The organism is Tatumella terrea, from assembly GCF_039523755.1.
Lineage (GTDB): Bacteria > Pseudomonadota > Gammaproteobacteria > Enterobacterales > Enterobacteriaceae > Tatumella > Tatumella terrea.
The window spans coordinates 13,663-31,069 of sequence record NZ_BAAAFX010000023.1; the positions used below are offsets into that span (position 1 = coordinate 13,663).

General features: G+C 51.5%; 12 protein-coding genes. 4 read left to right on the forward strand and 8 right to left on the reverse strand.

All coding sequences use genetic code 11. The features are described from left to right. Positions 1-71 precede the first annotated feature (71 nt). From lpxK to serC, 8 genes are all read right to left on the reverse strand, one after another. Positions 72-1,055, reverse strand: a complete 984-nt coding sequence (lpxK, locus tag ABD035_RS16310; RefSeq protein ID WP_212713844.1) for a tetraacyldisaccharide 4'-kinase — start codon at positions 1,053-1,055, stop codon at positions 72-74. Beyond that, positions 1,052-2,800: a lipid A ABC transporter ATP-binding protein/permease MsbA gene (gene msbA / locus ABD035_RS16315; RefSeq protein WP_212713845.1), complete on the reverse strand. Its 1,749-nt coding sequence runs from the start codon at positions 2,798-2,800 to the stop codon at positions 1,052-1,054. Before msbA ends, lpxK begins: the two co-directional genes overlap by 4 nt. Positions 2,801-2,834: 34 nt before the next feature. Further along, entirely contained in the window at positions 2,835-5,087 is a 2,253-nt protein-coding gene (locus ABD035_RS16320) for a DNA internalization-related competence protein ComEC/Rec2 (protein WP_343871195.1), read from the reverse strand. Positions 5,088-5,280: 193 nt separating this feature from the next. After that, positions 5,281-5,577 (reverse strand): integration host factor subunit beta, encoded by a 297-nt coding sequence (gene ihfB / locus ABD035_RS16325; RefSeq protein WP_025902848.1) that lies wholly within the window; start codon positions 5,575-5,577, stop codon positions 5,281-5,283. 89 nt (positions 5,578-5,666) lie between these two features. Beyond that, the gene (gene rpsA, locus ABD035_RS16330) at positions 5,667-7,346 is read right to left on the reverse strand and encodes a 30S ribosomal protein S1 (RefSeq protein ID WP_343871196.1); all 1,680 of its coding nucleotides are present in this window, start codon (positions 7,344-7,346) and stop codon (positions 5,667-5,669) included. Between the two features lie 125 nt (positions 7,347-7,471). Next, the gene (cmk, locus tag ABD035_RS16335) at positions 7,472-8,155 is read right to left on the reverse strand and encodes a (d)CMP kinase (RefSeq protein WP_212713847.1); all 684 of its coding nucleotides are present in this window, start codon (positions 8,153-8,155) and stop codon (positions 7,472-7,474) included. A 200-nt stretch (positions 8,156-8,355) separates the two neighbouring features. After that, positions 8,356-9,636: a 3-phosphoshikimate 1-carboxyvinyltransferase gene (gene aroA, locus ABD035_RS16340; RefSeq protein ID WP_343871197.1), complete on the reverse strand. Its 1,281-nt coding sequence runs from the start codon at positions 9,634-9,636 to the stop codon at positions 8,356-8,358. Between the two features lie 74 nt (positions 9,637-9,710). Further along, a complete protein-coding gene (serC, locus tag ABD035_RS16345) occupies positions 9,711-10,796 on the reverse strand; it encodes a 3-phosphoserine/phosphohydroxythreonine transaminase (protein WP_343871198.1) in 1,086 nt (361 codons plus the stop codon). Between the two features lie 291 nt (positions 10,797-11,087). Here serC and ycaO point away from each other — a divergent pair, with 291 nt between their 5' ends. The 4 genes from ycaO to pflA all read left to right on the forward strand — a co-directional run bounded on the left by ycaO (position 11,088) and on the right by pflA (position 17,308). After that, on the forward strand, positions 11,088-12,851 hold the full coding sequence (gene ycaO, locus ABD035_RS16350; protein WP_343871199.1) for a 30S ribosomal protein S12 methylthiotransferase accessory factor YcaO: 1,764 nt from the start codon (positions 11,088-11,090) through the stop codon (positions 12,849-12,851). Between the two features lie 328 nt (positions 12,852-13,179). Further along, positions 13,180-14,040, forward strand: a complete 861-nt coding sequence (gene focA / locus ABD035_RS16355) for a formate transporter FocA (protein ID WP_343871200.1) — start codon at positions 13,180-13,182, stop codon at positions 14,038-14,040. Positions 14,041-14,128: 88 nt separating this feature from the next. Next, positions 14,129-16,411 (forward strand): formate C-acetyltransferase, encoded by a 2,283-nt coding sequence (pflB, locus tag ABD035_RS16360; protein WP_212713852.1) that lies wholly within the window; start codon positions 14,129-14,131, stop codon positions 16,409-16,411. Between the two features lie 156 nt (positions 16,412-16,567). Next, positions 16,568-17,308 carry a pyruvate formate lyase 1-activating protein gene (pflA, locus tag ABD035_RS16365; protein ID WP_343871202.1) on the forward strand — a complete coding sequence of 247 codons (741 nt, stop codon included), beginning with the start codon at positions 16,568-16,570 and terminating at the stop codon, positions 17,306-17,308. Positions 17,309-17,407: the final 99 nt, after the last annotated feature.

Here is a 17,407-nt window from a genome sequence, read left to right on the forward strand (position 1 = left end):
TGGCCGGGAAAAGAAAACAGAGGCCATCAGGCCTCTGTCAGAGAACGGGGTTCAGGGGATCACAACCGGTATTATGGTCGCTGGCTGAGGCGGACGACTTTATCCAGTAACGCCGGTGCGGCTTCCCCGCTCAGTCGCGCCGTCACCGGCAGATACCACCAGTTGGCCCGGGCAAACTGGCGGCATTTTACCGCATCCTTCTCGGTCATCAGCAGTTGCTGTTCGCCGGTAAGCAATACCTCGAGTTCCTGTGCTGAATAGGCATGATGGTCAGCGAAAGCAATTTCGGCCTCCGGGGTCACACCGCGGGATTTCAGTGTTGAAAAGAAACGGGGAGGATGGCCAATACCCGCCATGGCGACGATATTCGTCAATGACGACAGTGGCCGGGTTTCACCACTGAGTAAATTGACCGCCTCTCCGGAGACCAGCTGCATGGTAATTTCACCGTCATGAGCTTCACCCCCATTGGTCACTACCGCATCCACTTCCTGCAGGCGTGATGCACGCTCGCGCATAGGCCCGGCAGGCAGCCACCAGCCATTGCCAAACCGTCGCATACCATCGACGACCACGACTTCGAGGTCACGCCGTAACGCATAGTGCTGTAACCCGTCGTCAGTAATAATCACTTCGACCGGTGATGATTTCAACAGAGCTGCCACCGCGTCCGAACGCCGTGGCGCGACGGCGACAGGCACGCCGGTGCGCTGATAAATCAGCACCGGTTCATCACCGGCCTCCGCTGTAGTGGTTGTGTCTTTCAGGACAAGAGGATAACGTTCTGATTTTCCGCCATATCCCCGGGAAACAACCCCTGCGGAAATGCCTCTGGCTCTGAGTTGTTCCACCAGCCAGATAACCACCGGTGTTTTACCGTTACCACCGGCGGTCAGGTTACCTACCACAACCACCGGAACGGGCGCCTGCCAGCTTTTACGCCAGCCACGGCGATAGCTCCAGCGGATAACGGCCGTAACCGCACCATACAGCAGGGAAAATGGCAGCAGCAGCCGCCACCAACCTGACTGTCCGCTCCAGAGGCGCTCAATCATTGCCCGAACTGCATGTTATGAAGCTGGGCATAAGCCCCGCGTTTCTCCAGCAATTCTGTGTGAGAACCGCGTTCGATAATGCGCCCGTCTTCAACCACCACGATCTCATCCGCATTTTCGATGGTCGACAAACGGTGAGCAATCACCAGGGATGTTCTGTTTTTCTGCAGTTCATCCAAAGCCGACTGGATCGCGCGCTCAGATTCGGTATCGAGTGCCGAGGTTGCTTCATCCAGGATCAGGATAGGACAATCGCGCAATAACGCCCTGGCGATGGCGATACGCTGACGCTGCCCGCCGGATAACAGAACACCGTTTTCACCGATCACCGTATCCAGGCCGTGTTCCATTTTGCCGATGAAGTCCATGGCATGGGCCATTCTGGCAACACGTTCGACATCCTCACGGCTGTATTGTGACTCACGGGCGTAAGCGATGTTATTGGCAATCGTGTCATTGAACAGGTGCACATTTTGCGACACCAGCGCCACCTGGTTACGTAATGACTGCAGGGTATATTCTTTCAGATCATGGCCATCCAGCGTGATTTCACCGGACTGAATATCGTAAAAACGGGTCAGCAGACTGGCAATGGTCGATTTACCCGAGCCGGAGCGGCCTACCAGGGCGATAGTTTTACCGGCCGGCAGATCCATAGAGATATTATGTAATGCCGGTATTTCACGGCCAGGGTAACAGAAGGTCACATTACGGAACGCGATGTCTCCCCGGGCACGGGAAATCACACGGGTACCGGTATCCGTTTCCTGCTCAGAGTCCAGGATGGTGAATAAGGTCTGGCAGGCCGCCATACCGCGCTGGAATTGCGCATTCACGTTGGTCAGTGACTTCAACGGACGCATCAGTGCAATCATCGAGGAGAAAACGACAGTAATTGTCCCTGCGGTCAGCGTATCCATGACTGCCGGGAAACTCGCAGCGTACAGGATAAACGCCAGTGCCAGCGAGGCAATCAGCTGAATAATCGGGTCTGAAATAGAAGAAGCGGAAACCAGCTTCATCCCCTGCTGTCGCATGCGGTTACTGACGACATCGAAGCGTTTAGTCTCAATTTCCTGCCCACCAAAGATCAGGACTTCTTTATGCCCTTTGAGCATCTGCTCGGCACTGGTGGTGACCTGCCCCATCGTGTTCTGCATGGTCTTACTGATGTTACGGAAACGTTTGGAGACCAGGCGGATAGCAAAAGAGACAATCGGCGCCAGTACGATCAGGATCAACGACAGCTGCCAGCTATAGTAGAACATCATGATAAACAGGCCGATAATCGAGGCCCCTTCCCTGACGACCGTCACCAGCGCACTGGAAGAGGACGAGGCTACCTGTTCAGAGTCATAGGTGATTCGGGAAAGCAAGGTCCCGGTCGATTGCTGGTCAAAGAAGGCCACCGGCATTCCCATCATATGAGCAAACAAGCTGCGACGCATCCGCATGACGACATTACCGGAAACCCAGGAGATGCAGTAACTTGAGACATAACTGGTGATGCCACGCATCAGCATCAGGCCAATCACGGCTAAGGGCATCCAAATTAAAACGGATTTATCGGCTTTACCAAACCCGTCATCAAGCAGAGGTTTAAGTAACGATAACATCAGGGTGTCACCGGCGGCATTTAGCACCAATGCAATCGCTGAGACGATCAGTCCCGCCTTATGGGGGGCGATCATTGGCCAGAGCCGACGGAATGTCTGCCACGTTGAGAGATCTTTATCTGAATGCATTATTTCTTCACGTTGTTTGAGATTACCGGCTATTCTACCCGGATTCAGGCTTTACACCAAACCACTGATGATACCAGCGGGGGAAAATTTCTTCGCGCATTTCTGAGAGTTGATACTGGCGCTGAGAGATCCGCAAGGAGATTTGCCCCGATACTGCCGTATCCGACCAGCGAAAACCGGCGTTACGGTAACGTTCAATAACCTTCAGCGACGGCATTTTCCAGGCGTTATAACGGGCAACCGATGCCATGGCCACCTCTCCCTTCACCGTCCTGAGCAGCACCGGGGATGACGAGGTATTACTGCCGTGATGCGGGACCTGGAGAAAGGTTGCCTGCAGGTGCTGTTTCTCCAGCGAGACAAGTTTCATTTCTGCCTGACGCTCCAGATCCCCGGTCAGCAACAGACTAAAAAAACCATCTGAGATTTTAATGACACAGGACTCATTATTCTGGCCGTTTGTGCCACCCGCGGGAGGCCAGAGCACACTAAAGCTGAGTCGCTGCCATTGCCAGCGCTCTCCGCGTACGCAGCGAAGATATCCGCGGCGGGAAAATGCTGTTCTGACCGGTGTTGCCGGCCAGTAAGAGAGGACCCCATTGAGACCGCCATAATGATCCAGATGACGATGGCTGATAATCACTTGCTGCAATTTTAATCCGTGACTTAACAACCAGGGAACAATAATACGTTCTCCGGCATTACTTTGCTGCCAGCGATTGCCGGTATCATAGACCACCGCTTCATCTCCCTGACTTATCACCACGGCCAGGCCATGCCCGACATCCAGCATATCCACTCGCCATTCGTCATTGCGGGGCGGATAACGCCATAGCAGACAGCAGAGTAATAATGCCAGGCCGTGAAAGGGATAATGAAAGCAGGCCGCGGAGCGAAAAAAGAGCAGGCCACCCCAGACCACCGGGCCCCACAGATAAACATCGGTCACATACCACCATCCCGGTGGCGGAGACTCAAGCAACATCACCAGCAGTGTGAGAGATTGATCGGCCAGTTGCCAGAAGAGTCCGGAAAGCCCCGTGGGGATAAGGAGTAATGCCAGCCCTGCAACGGGTAACGTAAACAGAGAAATCAGCGGAATGGCGATCAGATTCGCAGGTAAAGCCACCAGGCTGGTACCGTTAAATAATAATGCCTGTAGCGGTAACATCAGTAGCAACATCCCCGACTGCAGATGTAATAGCTGCAGACTTCGCCAGCGCCAGTGCCGGGCATAATACCGGGGCAAAGCAAACCAACGGTACCAGATCAGTAACATCAGGACCGCCAGCGTTGATAGCCAGAAGCTTTCGGATAAGACAAACATCGGGTCACTGAGCAACAGGAGCCCCGCGCACAATAGCCAGACCTGCCAGCTGTTGAAATTAAAATAATGCTGGCGAAATATCTGCCAGAACGTCATTGCCAGCATGGCCCGTAATGCCGGCGCCTGCATTCCGGAGAGCCAGGTATAACAGGCCGCCAGTAACAGACTGATAATGCCTGGCAGAAAGGGGGTAATCAGACGGGCCGGTAACCCCCGCTGAAGATATCGCACGATCCCCCATCCCGATGCCGCTGCAAGCCCGATATGCATACCCGAGATTGCCATCAGGTGTGCAATGCCGGTCTCACGAAACAGTTGTGAAACCTGCGGGGATAACCTGTCCCGGACACCAAACAGCAGAGCCTGAAGGACACCGCCGTACTTCAGCCCCGCCATTGCTTCGTCCGCCGCGGCCATAATCCCGGCCCTCAGACTGCAATCTGCCGTAAGAACCTTTTTTTGCAGGATCCGGCCGCTAATCGGCCGGTAAGCGGCTAAGGCTGTACGTTGCTGATCATAGCCACCTTCATTCAGACGACTATGCACCGGACGTAATCTCAAACGCATCAGCCACCGCTGTCCGGGACAAAACGCGCCGATCTCTTCGCCCACATTCACCCTGGCCTGCAAGGCAGGAAACTGAGGTTGCCCGGAAATCCTCAGGATTTTGATACTCATCTGCTGCCGGTATTGCTCAGTGGCGATAACCCTGACTTCGGCCGCGAGTGGTCTTTGGGTCAGTGCCTCCATCTGGTGAACTTGCTGCCGGGCGACCAGCACTCCCCAGCAGAAGATACCTCCCAGCCAGGCGAGCGCCTGTAATGCCCGTAATTCGCTGCGTAGCAATAAGAAGGACAGTAATACGATGCCACAGAGTACGCTGCCGGACGGCAGTTCCGGCAAGAAGAGTAATGCAGATAACGCGAAGATGGTAATGCCGGAAAACAGTATCAGACTCATATTCCCCTCCCGGAGTCGGAGGAGAAGAGTGCCTGCTCTGGTACAGCAGTAACAACCTCTGTCAGAGAGAATGCGCGTGAGAACCACAGAGATTATTTAGCGAAGTCACACGGGGGGAAGTTTTATCGGGCGGGTTCACAACAGGCAAAAAAAAACGATACCCTAAGGTATCGTTTTTAGCATCTTCTGAAATTCAGGCTTTGGCATTAACCGCTAAATTCGCACGGTCACGTAACTCTTTGCCCGGTTTGAAGTGGGGAACGTATTTACCTTCCAGTTCCACTTTGTCACCCGTTTTCGGGTTACGGCCAGTACGAGGAGCACGGTAGTGCAAAGAAAAACTGCCAAATCCCCGGATTTCGATGCGTTCGCCTTGTGCCAGGGTCGATGCCATATGTTCAAGCATCTCTTTAACCGCATCCTCAACAGCCTTGGCCGGTATATGAGTTTGCTGGCTGGCAAGGCGTTCGATCAACTCTGACTTAGTCATGAATCCTCCGGTGATTTCCTTTAGGGAACTTTTGACAGCTGGCCTGAACAGACAACAGCATAACGCTGTTGTCTGCCTCTTCAGGGCAATTACTCGCCTTTAGATGCTGCTTTGAAGGCTTCAGCCATCGCGTTAGAGAAGGTGCTTTCGTCTTGCTGTTTGTTGTTAACAGTAGCAATTGCATCTTTCTCGTCAGCTTCGTCTTTCGCACGAACAGACAGGCTTACAATGCGGTTCTTACGATCAACACCGGTGAACTTAGCTTCAACATCGTCGCCTACGTTCAGAACCAGAGTCGCATCTTCGATACGGTCGCGTGAAGCTTCAGAAGCGCGCAGGTAACCTTCAACGCCGTCAGCTAATTCAACTGTAGCACCTTTCGCGTCAACTGCAGTAACTTTACCAGTTACGATCGCACCTTTTTTGTTCAGTGTGATGTAGTTGTTGAAAGGATCTTCAGCCAGCTGCTTAACGCCTAAAGAGATACGCTCGCGCTCTGCATCAACCTGCAGTACAACGGCAGCGATTTCGTCGCCTTTTTTGTACTCACGAACAGCTTCTTCGCCGGTCGCGTTCCAGGAGATGTCTGACAGGTGAACCAGACCATCGATGCCACCGTCCAGGCCGATGAAGATACCGAAGTCAGTGATTGACTTGATTTTACCTTCAACACGGTCGCCCTTGTTGTGGGTTTCTGCGAACTGCTGCCATGGGTTAGATTTGCACTGCTTCAGACCCAGGGAGATACGACGACGTTCTTCGTCGATGTCCAGAACCATAACTTCAACAACATCGCCCACGTTAACAACTTTAGATGGGTGAATGTTTTTGTTAGTCCAGTCCATTTCAGAAACGTGTACCAGACCTTCAACGCCTTCTTCGATTTCAACGAAGCAGCCGTAGTCAGTCAGGTTAGTTACACGACCGGTCAGACGAGTACTCTCAGGGTAACGCTTAGCGATAGCAACCCAAGGATCTTCGCCCAGCTGTTTCAGGCCCAGAGATACACGGGTACGCTCGCGGTCGAATTTCAGTACTTTAACTGTAATTTCGTCGCCAACGTTAACAATTTCGCTTGGATGTTTAACACGTTTCCACGCCATATCAGTGATATGCAGCAGACCGTCAACACCACCCAGATCAACGAATGCACCGTAGTCAGTCAGGTTCTTAACGATACCTTTGACTTCCATGCCTTCCTGCAGGTTTTCCAGCAGCTGATCACGCTCAGCGCTGTTTTCAGATTCGATAACTGCGCGACGTGAAACGACGACGTTGTTACGTTTCTGATCAAGCTTGATTACTTTGAATTCAAGCTCTTTGCCTTCCAGGTGCAGAGTATCACGAACCGGACGCACATCTACCAGTGAACCTGGCAGGAACGCACGAATACCGTTCAGCTCAACAGTGAAGCCGCCTTTGACTTTGCCATTGATAACACCGGTAACAGTTTCAGCTTCTTCGTAAGCTTTTTCCAGCGTGATCCACGCTTCGTGACGCTTAGCTTTCTCACGGGACAGCAGAGTCTCACCGAAGCCGTCTTCGACAGCGTCCAGGGCTACATCAACTTCGTCACCTACCTGGATTTCCAGTTCGCCGGCTGCGTTTTTGAACTGCTCTGCAGGAATTGCAGATTCAGATTTCAGGCCCGCATCAACCAGGACGATGTCTTTGTCGATAGCAACAACAACACCACGAACAATGGAACCCGGACGGGTTTCGATTTCATTCAGCGACTCTTCAAAGAGTTGAGCAAAAGATTCAGTCATATTGATAATCTTCAGGATTCTTCAATTTAACGTCCATCTGACTTCTTGTCGGATGGGGTTGTTTCACATTCTTCGCCTCATCCATGAAACGAAGGTAAAGCATTCTGTTCAATTTCCCACGGGGATTAATTGAAACTCTTCAGCAAAGACTTCGCATAATCCAGAGATTTTTCAATCACCTGGTCGATAGTCATGCCGGTAGAATCAATTACCAGCGCGTCCGCGGCAGGCACCAAAGGAGCCACTGCACGATTGCGGTCACGATCATCCCGTTCTTTTATCTCGGATAAAAGGCGCTCAAAGTTAACATCAAAGCCCTTTTCCTGCAACTGTAGCATGCGCCGTTGCGCTCTTTCTTCTGCACTTGCATCAAGAAAAATCTTCACCGGGGCTTCCGGAAAGACCACGGTGCCCATATCACGGCCATCCGCAATCAGGCCTGGTGCTTCTTTAAATCCGCGTTGGCGACGTAACAACGCCTCACGAACGCGCGGGAATGCGGCCACTTTAGAGGCGGTATTACTGACTTCCTGGGTACGAATTTCGTGGGTGACTTCCTCACCTTCGAGGATCACCTGTAACTCACCCTCTACCGACACAAAGCGGACATCAAGGTGAGCCGCGATGGGCACTAAGGCTTCTTCAGAACCGATATCCACCTGATGATGCAACGCGGCCAATGCGAGCACCCGATAGATAGCCCCTGAATCAAGTAAGTGCCATTGCAATGTTTCAGCCAGGGCTTTACATAACGTACCCTTTCCTGCTCCGCTCGGGCCATCAATGGTAATCACCGGGACTGTTGTCATCGTTATCTCCTTGTCACTGTACTGAATTCAGCCTGTAAAAACGCCATCAGCTATCAGTATACCTTCTCTTAAACGTAATAAGTAGCAGAGGCTTATGCTGTCAGTCAGCCAGGAAAACAACATTTTCAGCTAATCTCTCAGCGCCGGTGTCCCGGTGCTGAGAATAAACATAGACGATAATTGACCAGCGCGGGCAATTTTTACTGACTCAATGCCGCAAACTGCCGGAAATAATCAGGGAAAGTCTTCGCCGTACAGCCAGGGTCAAGGATAGTCACCGGTGTATCAGAGAGTGCCACCAGCGAGAAACACATCGCAATACGGTGGTCATTGTAGGTTGCGATTTCCGCATGCTGAAGTTTTTGCGGTGGGGTGATATCGATGTAATCATGGCCTTCTTCAACCACCGCACCCACTTTACGCAATTCCGTTGCCATCGCCGCCAGACGGTCGGTTTCTTTCACACGCCAGTTATAGATATTGGTCATCCGCGTAGTGCCTTCAGCAAACAGCGCGGTCGTGGCAATGGTCATGGCCGCATCAGGGATATGGTTCATATCCATGTCGATGCCTTTCAGACTGCCACGGCGACAGGCAATGTAATCGTCGCCCCATTCGATCTCTGCCCCCATCTTCTGCAGCACATCCGCGAAACGGATATCTCCCTGCACGCTCCCCCGGCCAATACCGGTCACACGCACGGTGCCGCCACGAATGGCCGCCGCCGCCAGGAAATAGGATGCAGAGGATGCATCGCCTTCAACCAGATAATCGCCCGGAGACTGATACTGCTGCCCGCCTTCAATCACAAAACGCTGATAGGACTGGTTTTCGACCGTCACACCGAAGCATTTCATCAGGTTAAGCGTAATATCGATATAAGGTTTCGACACCAGATCGCCCTTGATAGTGATCACCGTCTGTCGGGCGGCCAGTGGTGCCGCCATCAGTAATGCGGTCAGGAACTGGCTGGAAACGCTGCCATCCACACTGATTTCCCCTCCGGTAAAGCCTCCACCGATCCGCAGTGGCGGATAGTTTTCGTTTTCCAGGTAAGTAATGTCCGCCCCCCCCTGACGCAGGGCATCGACCAGATGACCAATCGGGCGTTCTTTCATGCGCGGTTCACCGGTCAGCACTATATCATTGCCGGCCAGACTTAACGCTGCGGCCAGCGGACGCATCGCGGTACCGGCATTCCCCAGAAACAGTTCAACTCCGGCGTCAGAACGTAACGCGCCCCCGGTCCCGGTCACCACACATTCGGTACGGTCCTCAGAAAGTGAATACTGAACCCCAAGCAGGGATAATCCGTTCAGCATATGTTTAATATCATCGCTGTCCAGAAGATTGGTCAGGCGTGTCGTGCCTTTCGCCATGGCGGCAAGCAACAGTGCCCGGTTGGAAACACTTTTGGAACCCGGCAGGTTTACGGTGCCCTCAACATGGGCGACAGGTTGTAAGGTCAGAGAATCCGACATGTAAAATCACTCTTTTTATAAGACAAAAACCCCGTCCATGACGGGGTAAACACAAAAAACAGCCATCCGAGGGATCAGCCGTGACGACGTTCGAAGTCCAGCATGAAATCGGTCAGGGCCTGTACGCCAGCCAGCGGCATGGCATTATAGATGGAAGCCCGCATTCCGCCGACCACCCGGTGACCTTTCAACGCATGCAGTCCCTGATTCAGAGACTCTTCCAGGAAAAGTTTATCCAGCGCAGCATCGGCTAACTGGAAAGGCACGTTCATCTGTGAACGGTTGGCTGTCGCCACATTATTCCGGTAGAAGCCGCTGTTATCAATGGTGTTGTACAGGAGGTCCGCTTTCTGCTGGTTACGCTTCTCCATTGCAGCGACGCCGCCCTGCTCTTTCAGCCACTTAAAGACTAAACCGGAGAGGTACCAGGCGAAGGTTGGCGGAGTGTTAAACATCGAACCGTTATCCGCCAGCACAGAATAATTAAAGACTGACGGTAAATCGGTACGGGCTTTGCCGAGCAAATCCTCACGGACGATCACCAGTGTCAGTCCGGCCGGACCGATATTTTTCTGAGCACCCGCATAAATGACACCATAGCGGCTGACATCAATTTCATGGGACAAAATGGTGGACGAAAAGTCAGCCACGACCACTTTATCGCCAAAATCGGGCTGTTCGAAAATTGCCGTGCCATCAATCGTCTCATTCGGGCAATAGTGAACATAAGCCGCATTATCATTCAGTTTCCACTGGCTCATCGGCAGAAGCGCCGTTTTGCCCTCATGGCTGACTTTGATATCGATAGTGTTAGGCGTACAGAATTTTTCAGCTTCTTTGATGGCGCTATGTGCCCAGTAACCACCATCGACATAATCCGCATGGCTTGCACCGTTGAGCAGGTTGCCAGGGACTGCAGAAAATTGCCCGCGCCCGCCACCATGACAGAACAGTACTTTGTAATTCGAGGGGATCTTCAGCAGGTCACGAAAATCCTGCTCAGCCGTTTCCGCCACCTGGATGAACTCTTTACTGCGATGGCTGATTTCCATTACAGACGTGCCAAGTCCCTGCCAGTTTGTCAGTTCCTGCTGTGCACGACGAAGTACTTCTGCTGGCAACATTGCGGGGCCAGAACTAAAATTATACACCTGCGTCATTTATACTCACCATGGTTACAACGAATGATTATCCGGTACTTACCGGTTTTATCACTGCGGCAATAACCCTGCAATAATAAATCTCTGCAGGTGATGATTTTAAAGGATATCCCCCTGTTCCTTCATGGCACTGGTGTTTTATCCTGCCATATTTTGCTGACCTTGAGACTCCCCCTGCCGGCGCATTCCGTACAGGTGATAATTTTCATTCATCCTCATAGCGATAGCGGAAGAAAATCCGTATCATTGCCGGCAACTCAATTACTCATGATCCCCGGGAGAACGCGGCCCATGACACAAACATTTATACCAGGCAAAGATGCCGCACTGGAAGATTCCATCACCCGGTTTCAGGACAAATTACAGGCGCTGGGTTTCAACATTGAAGAAGCCTCATGGCTGAACCCTGTCCCCAATGTGTGGTCAGTGCATATCCGCGATCGCGATTGTCCGCTCTGCTTTACTAATGGTAAAGGCGCCAGCCGTAAAGCGGCTTTGGCTTCCGCGCTGGGTGAATACTTCGAGCGTTTATCGACCAACTATTTCTTTGCCGATTTCTGGCTGGGTAACCGTATTTCAGCGGGTGATTTTGTGCATTACCCGGACGAAAAGTGGTTCCCGCTGACAGAGGATGACAGTCTGCCGGAAGGGCTGCTGGATGACGGTTTACGTAAATTTTATGACCCGGATGATGTGCTGGGTGCCAGCCTGCTGATCGATTTACAATCCGGCAATGATGAGCGCGGGATCTGTGCCCTGCCTTTCACCCGCCAGTCGGACAACAAGACGGTCTATATTCCGATGAATATCATCGGTAACCTGTATGTTTCCAACGGCATGTCTGCCGGTAACACCGCCAGTGAAGCGCGTGTACAAGGGCTTTCTGAAGTCTTTGAGCGCTATATTAAAAACCGCATTATTGCTGAGTCCATCAGCCTGCCGGAAATTCCTGACGCGGTCATGGCGCGTTATCCTGCCGTGACGGAAGCCATCGGTCAGCTGGAAGCCGAAGGTTTTCCTATTTTTGCCTATGATGCGTCGCTGGGTGGCAAATATCCGGTGATCTGTGTGGTGTTATTCAACCCTTCTAATGGTACCTGTTTCGCCTCCTTCGGTGCACACCCTGATTTTGGTGTGGCGCTGGAGCGTACGGTGACCGAACTATTGCAGGGTCGCAGCCTGAAAGATCTCGACGTCTTCACACCGCCCACCTTCGATGATGAAGAAGTCGCTGAACACACCAATCTGGAAACCCACTTTATCGATTCCAGCGGACTGATTTCCTGGGATATGTTCAAAGATACGCCTGATTATCCTTTTGCTGACTGGTCTTTCTCCGGCACGACGGATGAAGAATTTACAACGCTGATGAATATCTTTAAAGCGGAGCAGCAGGAAGTCTATATTGCGGACTATGAGCATCTCGGAGTGTATGCCTGCCGTATTATCGTCCCTGGCATGTCAGATATTTATCCCGCAGAAGACTTGATGCTGGCCAATAACAATATGGGTGCAGATTTCCGTGATCTCTTCCTGAGTCTGCCTGACAGTGAGTGGGAAGCTCAGGATTATCTGGATCTGATCACGCGAATCGATGATGAAGGTCTGGATGATTTCACCCGGGTGCGTGAGCTGCTCGGGCTGGCCACCGGTAAAGACAGTGGCTGGTCAACCTTGCGTGTCGGTGAGCTGAAAGCCATGCTGGCGCTGGCCGGCGGTGATACAGAGCAGGCGCTGATCTGGACAGAGTGGACCATCGAGTTTAATGGTTCTGTCTTCAGTGCCGAACGGGCAAATTACTACCGTTGTCTGCAGACTTTACTGTTACTGGCTCAGGAAGATGAGCGTACTGCAGTGGAATACCTGAACGCGTTTAACCGGATGTACGGCAGTGATACGGTTGAAGCCGCCTCTGCCGCTCTGAGCGGTGAAGCACCTTTCTATGGATTACATCCTGTGGATGCCGATCTTCAGGCCTTCCCTGCACATCAGTCATTACTGGCAGCGTATGAGAAACTCCAGAACGCCAAACGTGAGCACTGGAAAACACGCTGATACCGCGTACTGACACTCCCCCGACAGCGCCGTGAGAACGGCGCTGTTTTTAGTTCTGTCTTTTCATTCCCCCTTTCACGACCCTCCTTTTTTCCAGTCCCGACATTCGCAGATAAACCTAATCACAAGGGTGCGACAGCCCCCGGAATCAACAATAAAGATATTTTTTAAAAAAAATTTTAACGTTATATTTCAATTAGTTAATTAAAAAACACCGGATAATTACACCTGTTTTTGCCCCCTGCAGAGGTGAATAATGATCCACATCAAGTTGCGGTTATAAACGTTTTGTTACGCTTAACTCAGCGAAAAACCCGGAGGGGTTAGTGTGAAAACTGACAATCCTTTTAATTTACTGATGCCGGCAGCCATGGCGAAAGTTGCCGAAGATGCCGGGGTGTATAAAGCCTCGAAACATCCCTTAACTACGTTCTTTCTGGCCATCACTGCCGGTGTATTCATCTCCATCGCATTTACCTTTTATATCACCGCCACGACCGGTAGCTCTGCTCTGCCTTACGGGCTGTCAAAACTGGCTGGCGGCTTCTGTTTCTCACTCGGGCTGATTCTGGTGGTGGTCTGTGGTGCCGACCTTTTTACCTCAACCGTCCTCATTGTGGTCGCCAAAGCCAGTAAACGTATCAGCTGGGGTCAGCTCGCGCGCCACTGGATAAACGTTTACATAGGAAATTTGTTTGGTGCGCTTTTTTTTGTCGGGTTAATCTGGTTTTCCGGAGAACATATGTTGGCCAACGGAGGCTGGGGAATGAATGTCCTGCAAACGGCTGACCATAAGATGCATCACACCTTCGTGGAAGCTGTCGTGCTGGGAATACTGGCCAACTTGCTGGTTTGCCTGGCGGTATGGATGAGTTACTCCGGTCGGTCGCTCACCGATAAAACGATCGCCATGATCCTGCCGGTCACTATGTTTGTCTCCAGCGGTTTCGAGCACAGTATTGCCAATATGTTCATGATCCCGCTGGGGATCGTCATCAAAAATTTCGCCTCACCCGAATTCTGGCAACTGGCAGGGATCTCTGCGGATCAATTCCCTTCCCTGACCCCAAGCCATTTTATTCTGAACAACCTGATTCCGGTCACCCTGGGAAACATTCTCGGCGGAGGCCTGTTAGTAGGCTTAACCTACTGGATGATTTATCTGCGTAACGATGGTGTACGTCAGTGACAGGTCGTTACTTTATGGATTCCTTGTACCGCCAGGCACGCATAATGCTGCCGGTGCGCTCAACTCAACTTAATAAGGCAGGCATATCATGACTGAACTCAACGAAAAAATGGCCGTGGCGTGGCAGGCATTCACCGCCGGTGAATGGCAGAACAGCATTAACGTTCGTGATTTTATTCAGAAAAACTATACCCCTTACGAGGGCGATGAAGCCTTCCTGAGTACAGCGACCGAAGCTACCACCGTGCTTTGGGATAAAGTCATGGAAGGGATCAAAATCGAAAACCGTACCCATGCGCCGGTTGACTTTGATACAGACCTGGCTTCCACGATCACTTCCCACGATGCGGGATACATCAATAAATCCCTGGAAAAAATCGTGGGTCTGCAAACGGATGCCCCACTGAAACGTGCTCTGATCCCTTATGGCGGTATCCGTATGGTGGAAGGCTCCTGTCAGGTCTATGGTCGCCAGCTCGACCCGGCACTGAAAAAAATCTTTACTGACTACCGTAAAACCCATAATCAGGGGGTTTTCGATGTTTACACCCCCGATATTATGCGCTGCCGTAAATCCGGCATCCTGACCGGTCTGCCGGATGCCTATGGTCGCGGCAGGATCATCGGCGATTATCGTCGTGTGGCCCTGTACGGGATTGATGCCCTGATGAAAGATAAGCTCGCACAGTTTGGTTCTCTGCAGAGTGATCTTGAAAGCGGTAAAAACCTGGAAGAGACCATCCGCCTTCGTGAAGAAATCGCCGATCAATATCAGGCATTAAAAGATATGAAAGAGATGGCCAGCCGTTATGGATGTGATATCTCTGCACCGGCAACCAATGCCCGTGAAGCCGTCCAGTGGACCTATTTTGGTTATCTGGCTGCCGTCAAATCGCAGAACGGTGCCGCGATGTCTTTCGGCCGCGTCTCAACGTTCCTGGATGTCTATATCGAACGCGATATCCGCGCCGGTAAACTCACTGAAGATGAGGCTCAGGAACTGATCGACCATCTGGTCATGAAATTACGTATGGTCCGTTTCCTGCGGACACCGGAATATGATGAACTGTTTTCCGGTGACCCGATCTGGGCGACCGAATCTCTGGCAGGAATGGGGCTGGACGGGCGTACACTGGTCACCAAAAGTACCTTCCGTTTCCTGAATACCCTCTACACCATGGGGCCTTCTCCGGAACCAAATATGACCATCCTTTGGTCAGAACAGTTACCGCTGAACTTCAAAAAATTTGCCGCAAAAGTCTCTATCGACACCTCGTCTATCCAGTATGAAAACGATGATCTGATGCGTCCGGATTTTAACAGTGACGACTATGCGATTGCCTGCTGTGTCAGCCCGATGGTGGTCGGTAAACAAATGCAGTTCTTCGGTGCCCGTGCTAACCTGGCGAAAACAATGCTCTATGCCATCAACGGCGGTATGGACGAGAAACTTAAAATCCAGGTCGGACCGAAAGAACCTGCGATGACCGATGAAGTGCTGGATTTCGATAAAGTGATGGCCCGGATGGATCATTTTATGGACTGGCTGGCGACACAGTATGTCACTGCGCTTAATATCATCCATTACATGCACGATAAATATAGTTATGAAGCGGCACTGATGGCGCTGCATGACCGGGATGTTTACCGCACCATGGCGTGTGGTATTGCCGGGTTGTCTGTCGCGGCTGACTCACTGTCTGCCATTAAATATGCCAAAGTGAAACCGGTTCGTGATGAGAATGGCCTGGCCATCGACTTTGAGATCGAAGGGGAATATCCGCAGTTTGGTAATAATGATTCCCGTGTGGATGATCTGGCGTGTGACCTGGTCGAACGTTTCATGAAAAAAATTCAGAAACTGAATACCTACCGCCATGCTGTCCCAACGCAGTCTGTGCTGACGATTACCTCCAACGTGGTGTATGGCAAAAAAACCGGAAATACCCCGGATGGTCGCCGGGCCGGTGCACCTTTCGGGCCTGGTGCCAACCCGATGCATGGACGTGACCAGAAAGGTGCCGTTGCTTCGTTGACGTCCGTCGCGAAACTACCGTTTGCCTATGCAAAAGACGGTATCTCTTATACCTTCTCAATTGTGCCTAACGCACTGGGTAAAGATGATGAGGTGCGTAAAGCCAATCTGGCAGGTCTTATGGATGGATATTTCCACCATGAATCTGCGATTGAAGGCGGCCAGCACCTGAACGTGAATGTCATGAATCGTGAAATGTTACTGGAAGCGATGGAAGACCCGGAAAAATATCCTCAGCTGACGATTCGTGTCTCAGGCTATGCCGTACGCTTTAACTCTCTGACCAAAGAACAGCAGCATGATGTAATTACCCGTACCTTTACTCAGTCCATCTGAAGCCACTGAGTCATTACCGTAAAAGGCTCCTTAAAAGGAGCCTTTTTGCTTACGCTGTTTTACTATCGCTCAGATAAGAACAGGGTTTCGACCCCCCTGGCCCGTTGAATACCCGTCCTGCGTTTTTTGTGGCAGGTAAAAAGGAGGAACCATTACATGTCAGTGACTGGTCATATTCATTCTATCGAATCCTGCGGAACCGTTGACGGGCCGGGGATTCGTTTTATCGTCTTTTTTCAGGGATGCCTGCTTCGCTGCCTCTATTGCCATAACCGGGACACCTGGGATACCCACGGCGGTAAAGAAGTCTCTGTTCAGGAACTGATGAATGACCTCCTTTCATATCGTCACTATATCAAGGCTTCCGGCGGCGGAGTGACCGCATCCGGCGGTGAAGCGATTCTGCAGGCAGAGTTTGTCCGTGACTGGTTCCGGGCCTGCAAAGAGGCCGGAATTGATACCTGCCTGGACACCAATGGCTTCGTACGCCGTTATGATCATGTAATTGATGAATTGCTGGATGTCACAGACCTGGTCATGCTGGATCTGAAACAAATTAATGATGAAATTCACCAGAAACTGACCGGTGTGCCGAATCACCGGATGCTGGAATTTGCAGAGTATTTACATAAACGCGGGCAGAACACCTGGATACGTTATGTCGTCGTACCGGGATACAGTGATGATGATGCGTCAGCTCATCAGCTGGGACAGTTTATCGCCCCGATGGATAACATAACGAAAGTTGAACTGCTGCCCTATCACGAACTGGGCAAACACAAATGGACCACAATGGGTGAGGACTATCAGCTCGAAGGTGTCAGGCCTCCCCCGAAAGAGACAATGGAAAGAATTAAAGCCATTATTGCCAGTTATGGGCATAAGGTTATTTACTGAATATACCGGACAGTAAAAAAGGGCCTCTGGCCTAATGCCGATCGTTTAAGACTACTTGATCGATCCAGTGCATGATGTAAAAAGGGTCCATGTTCAACA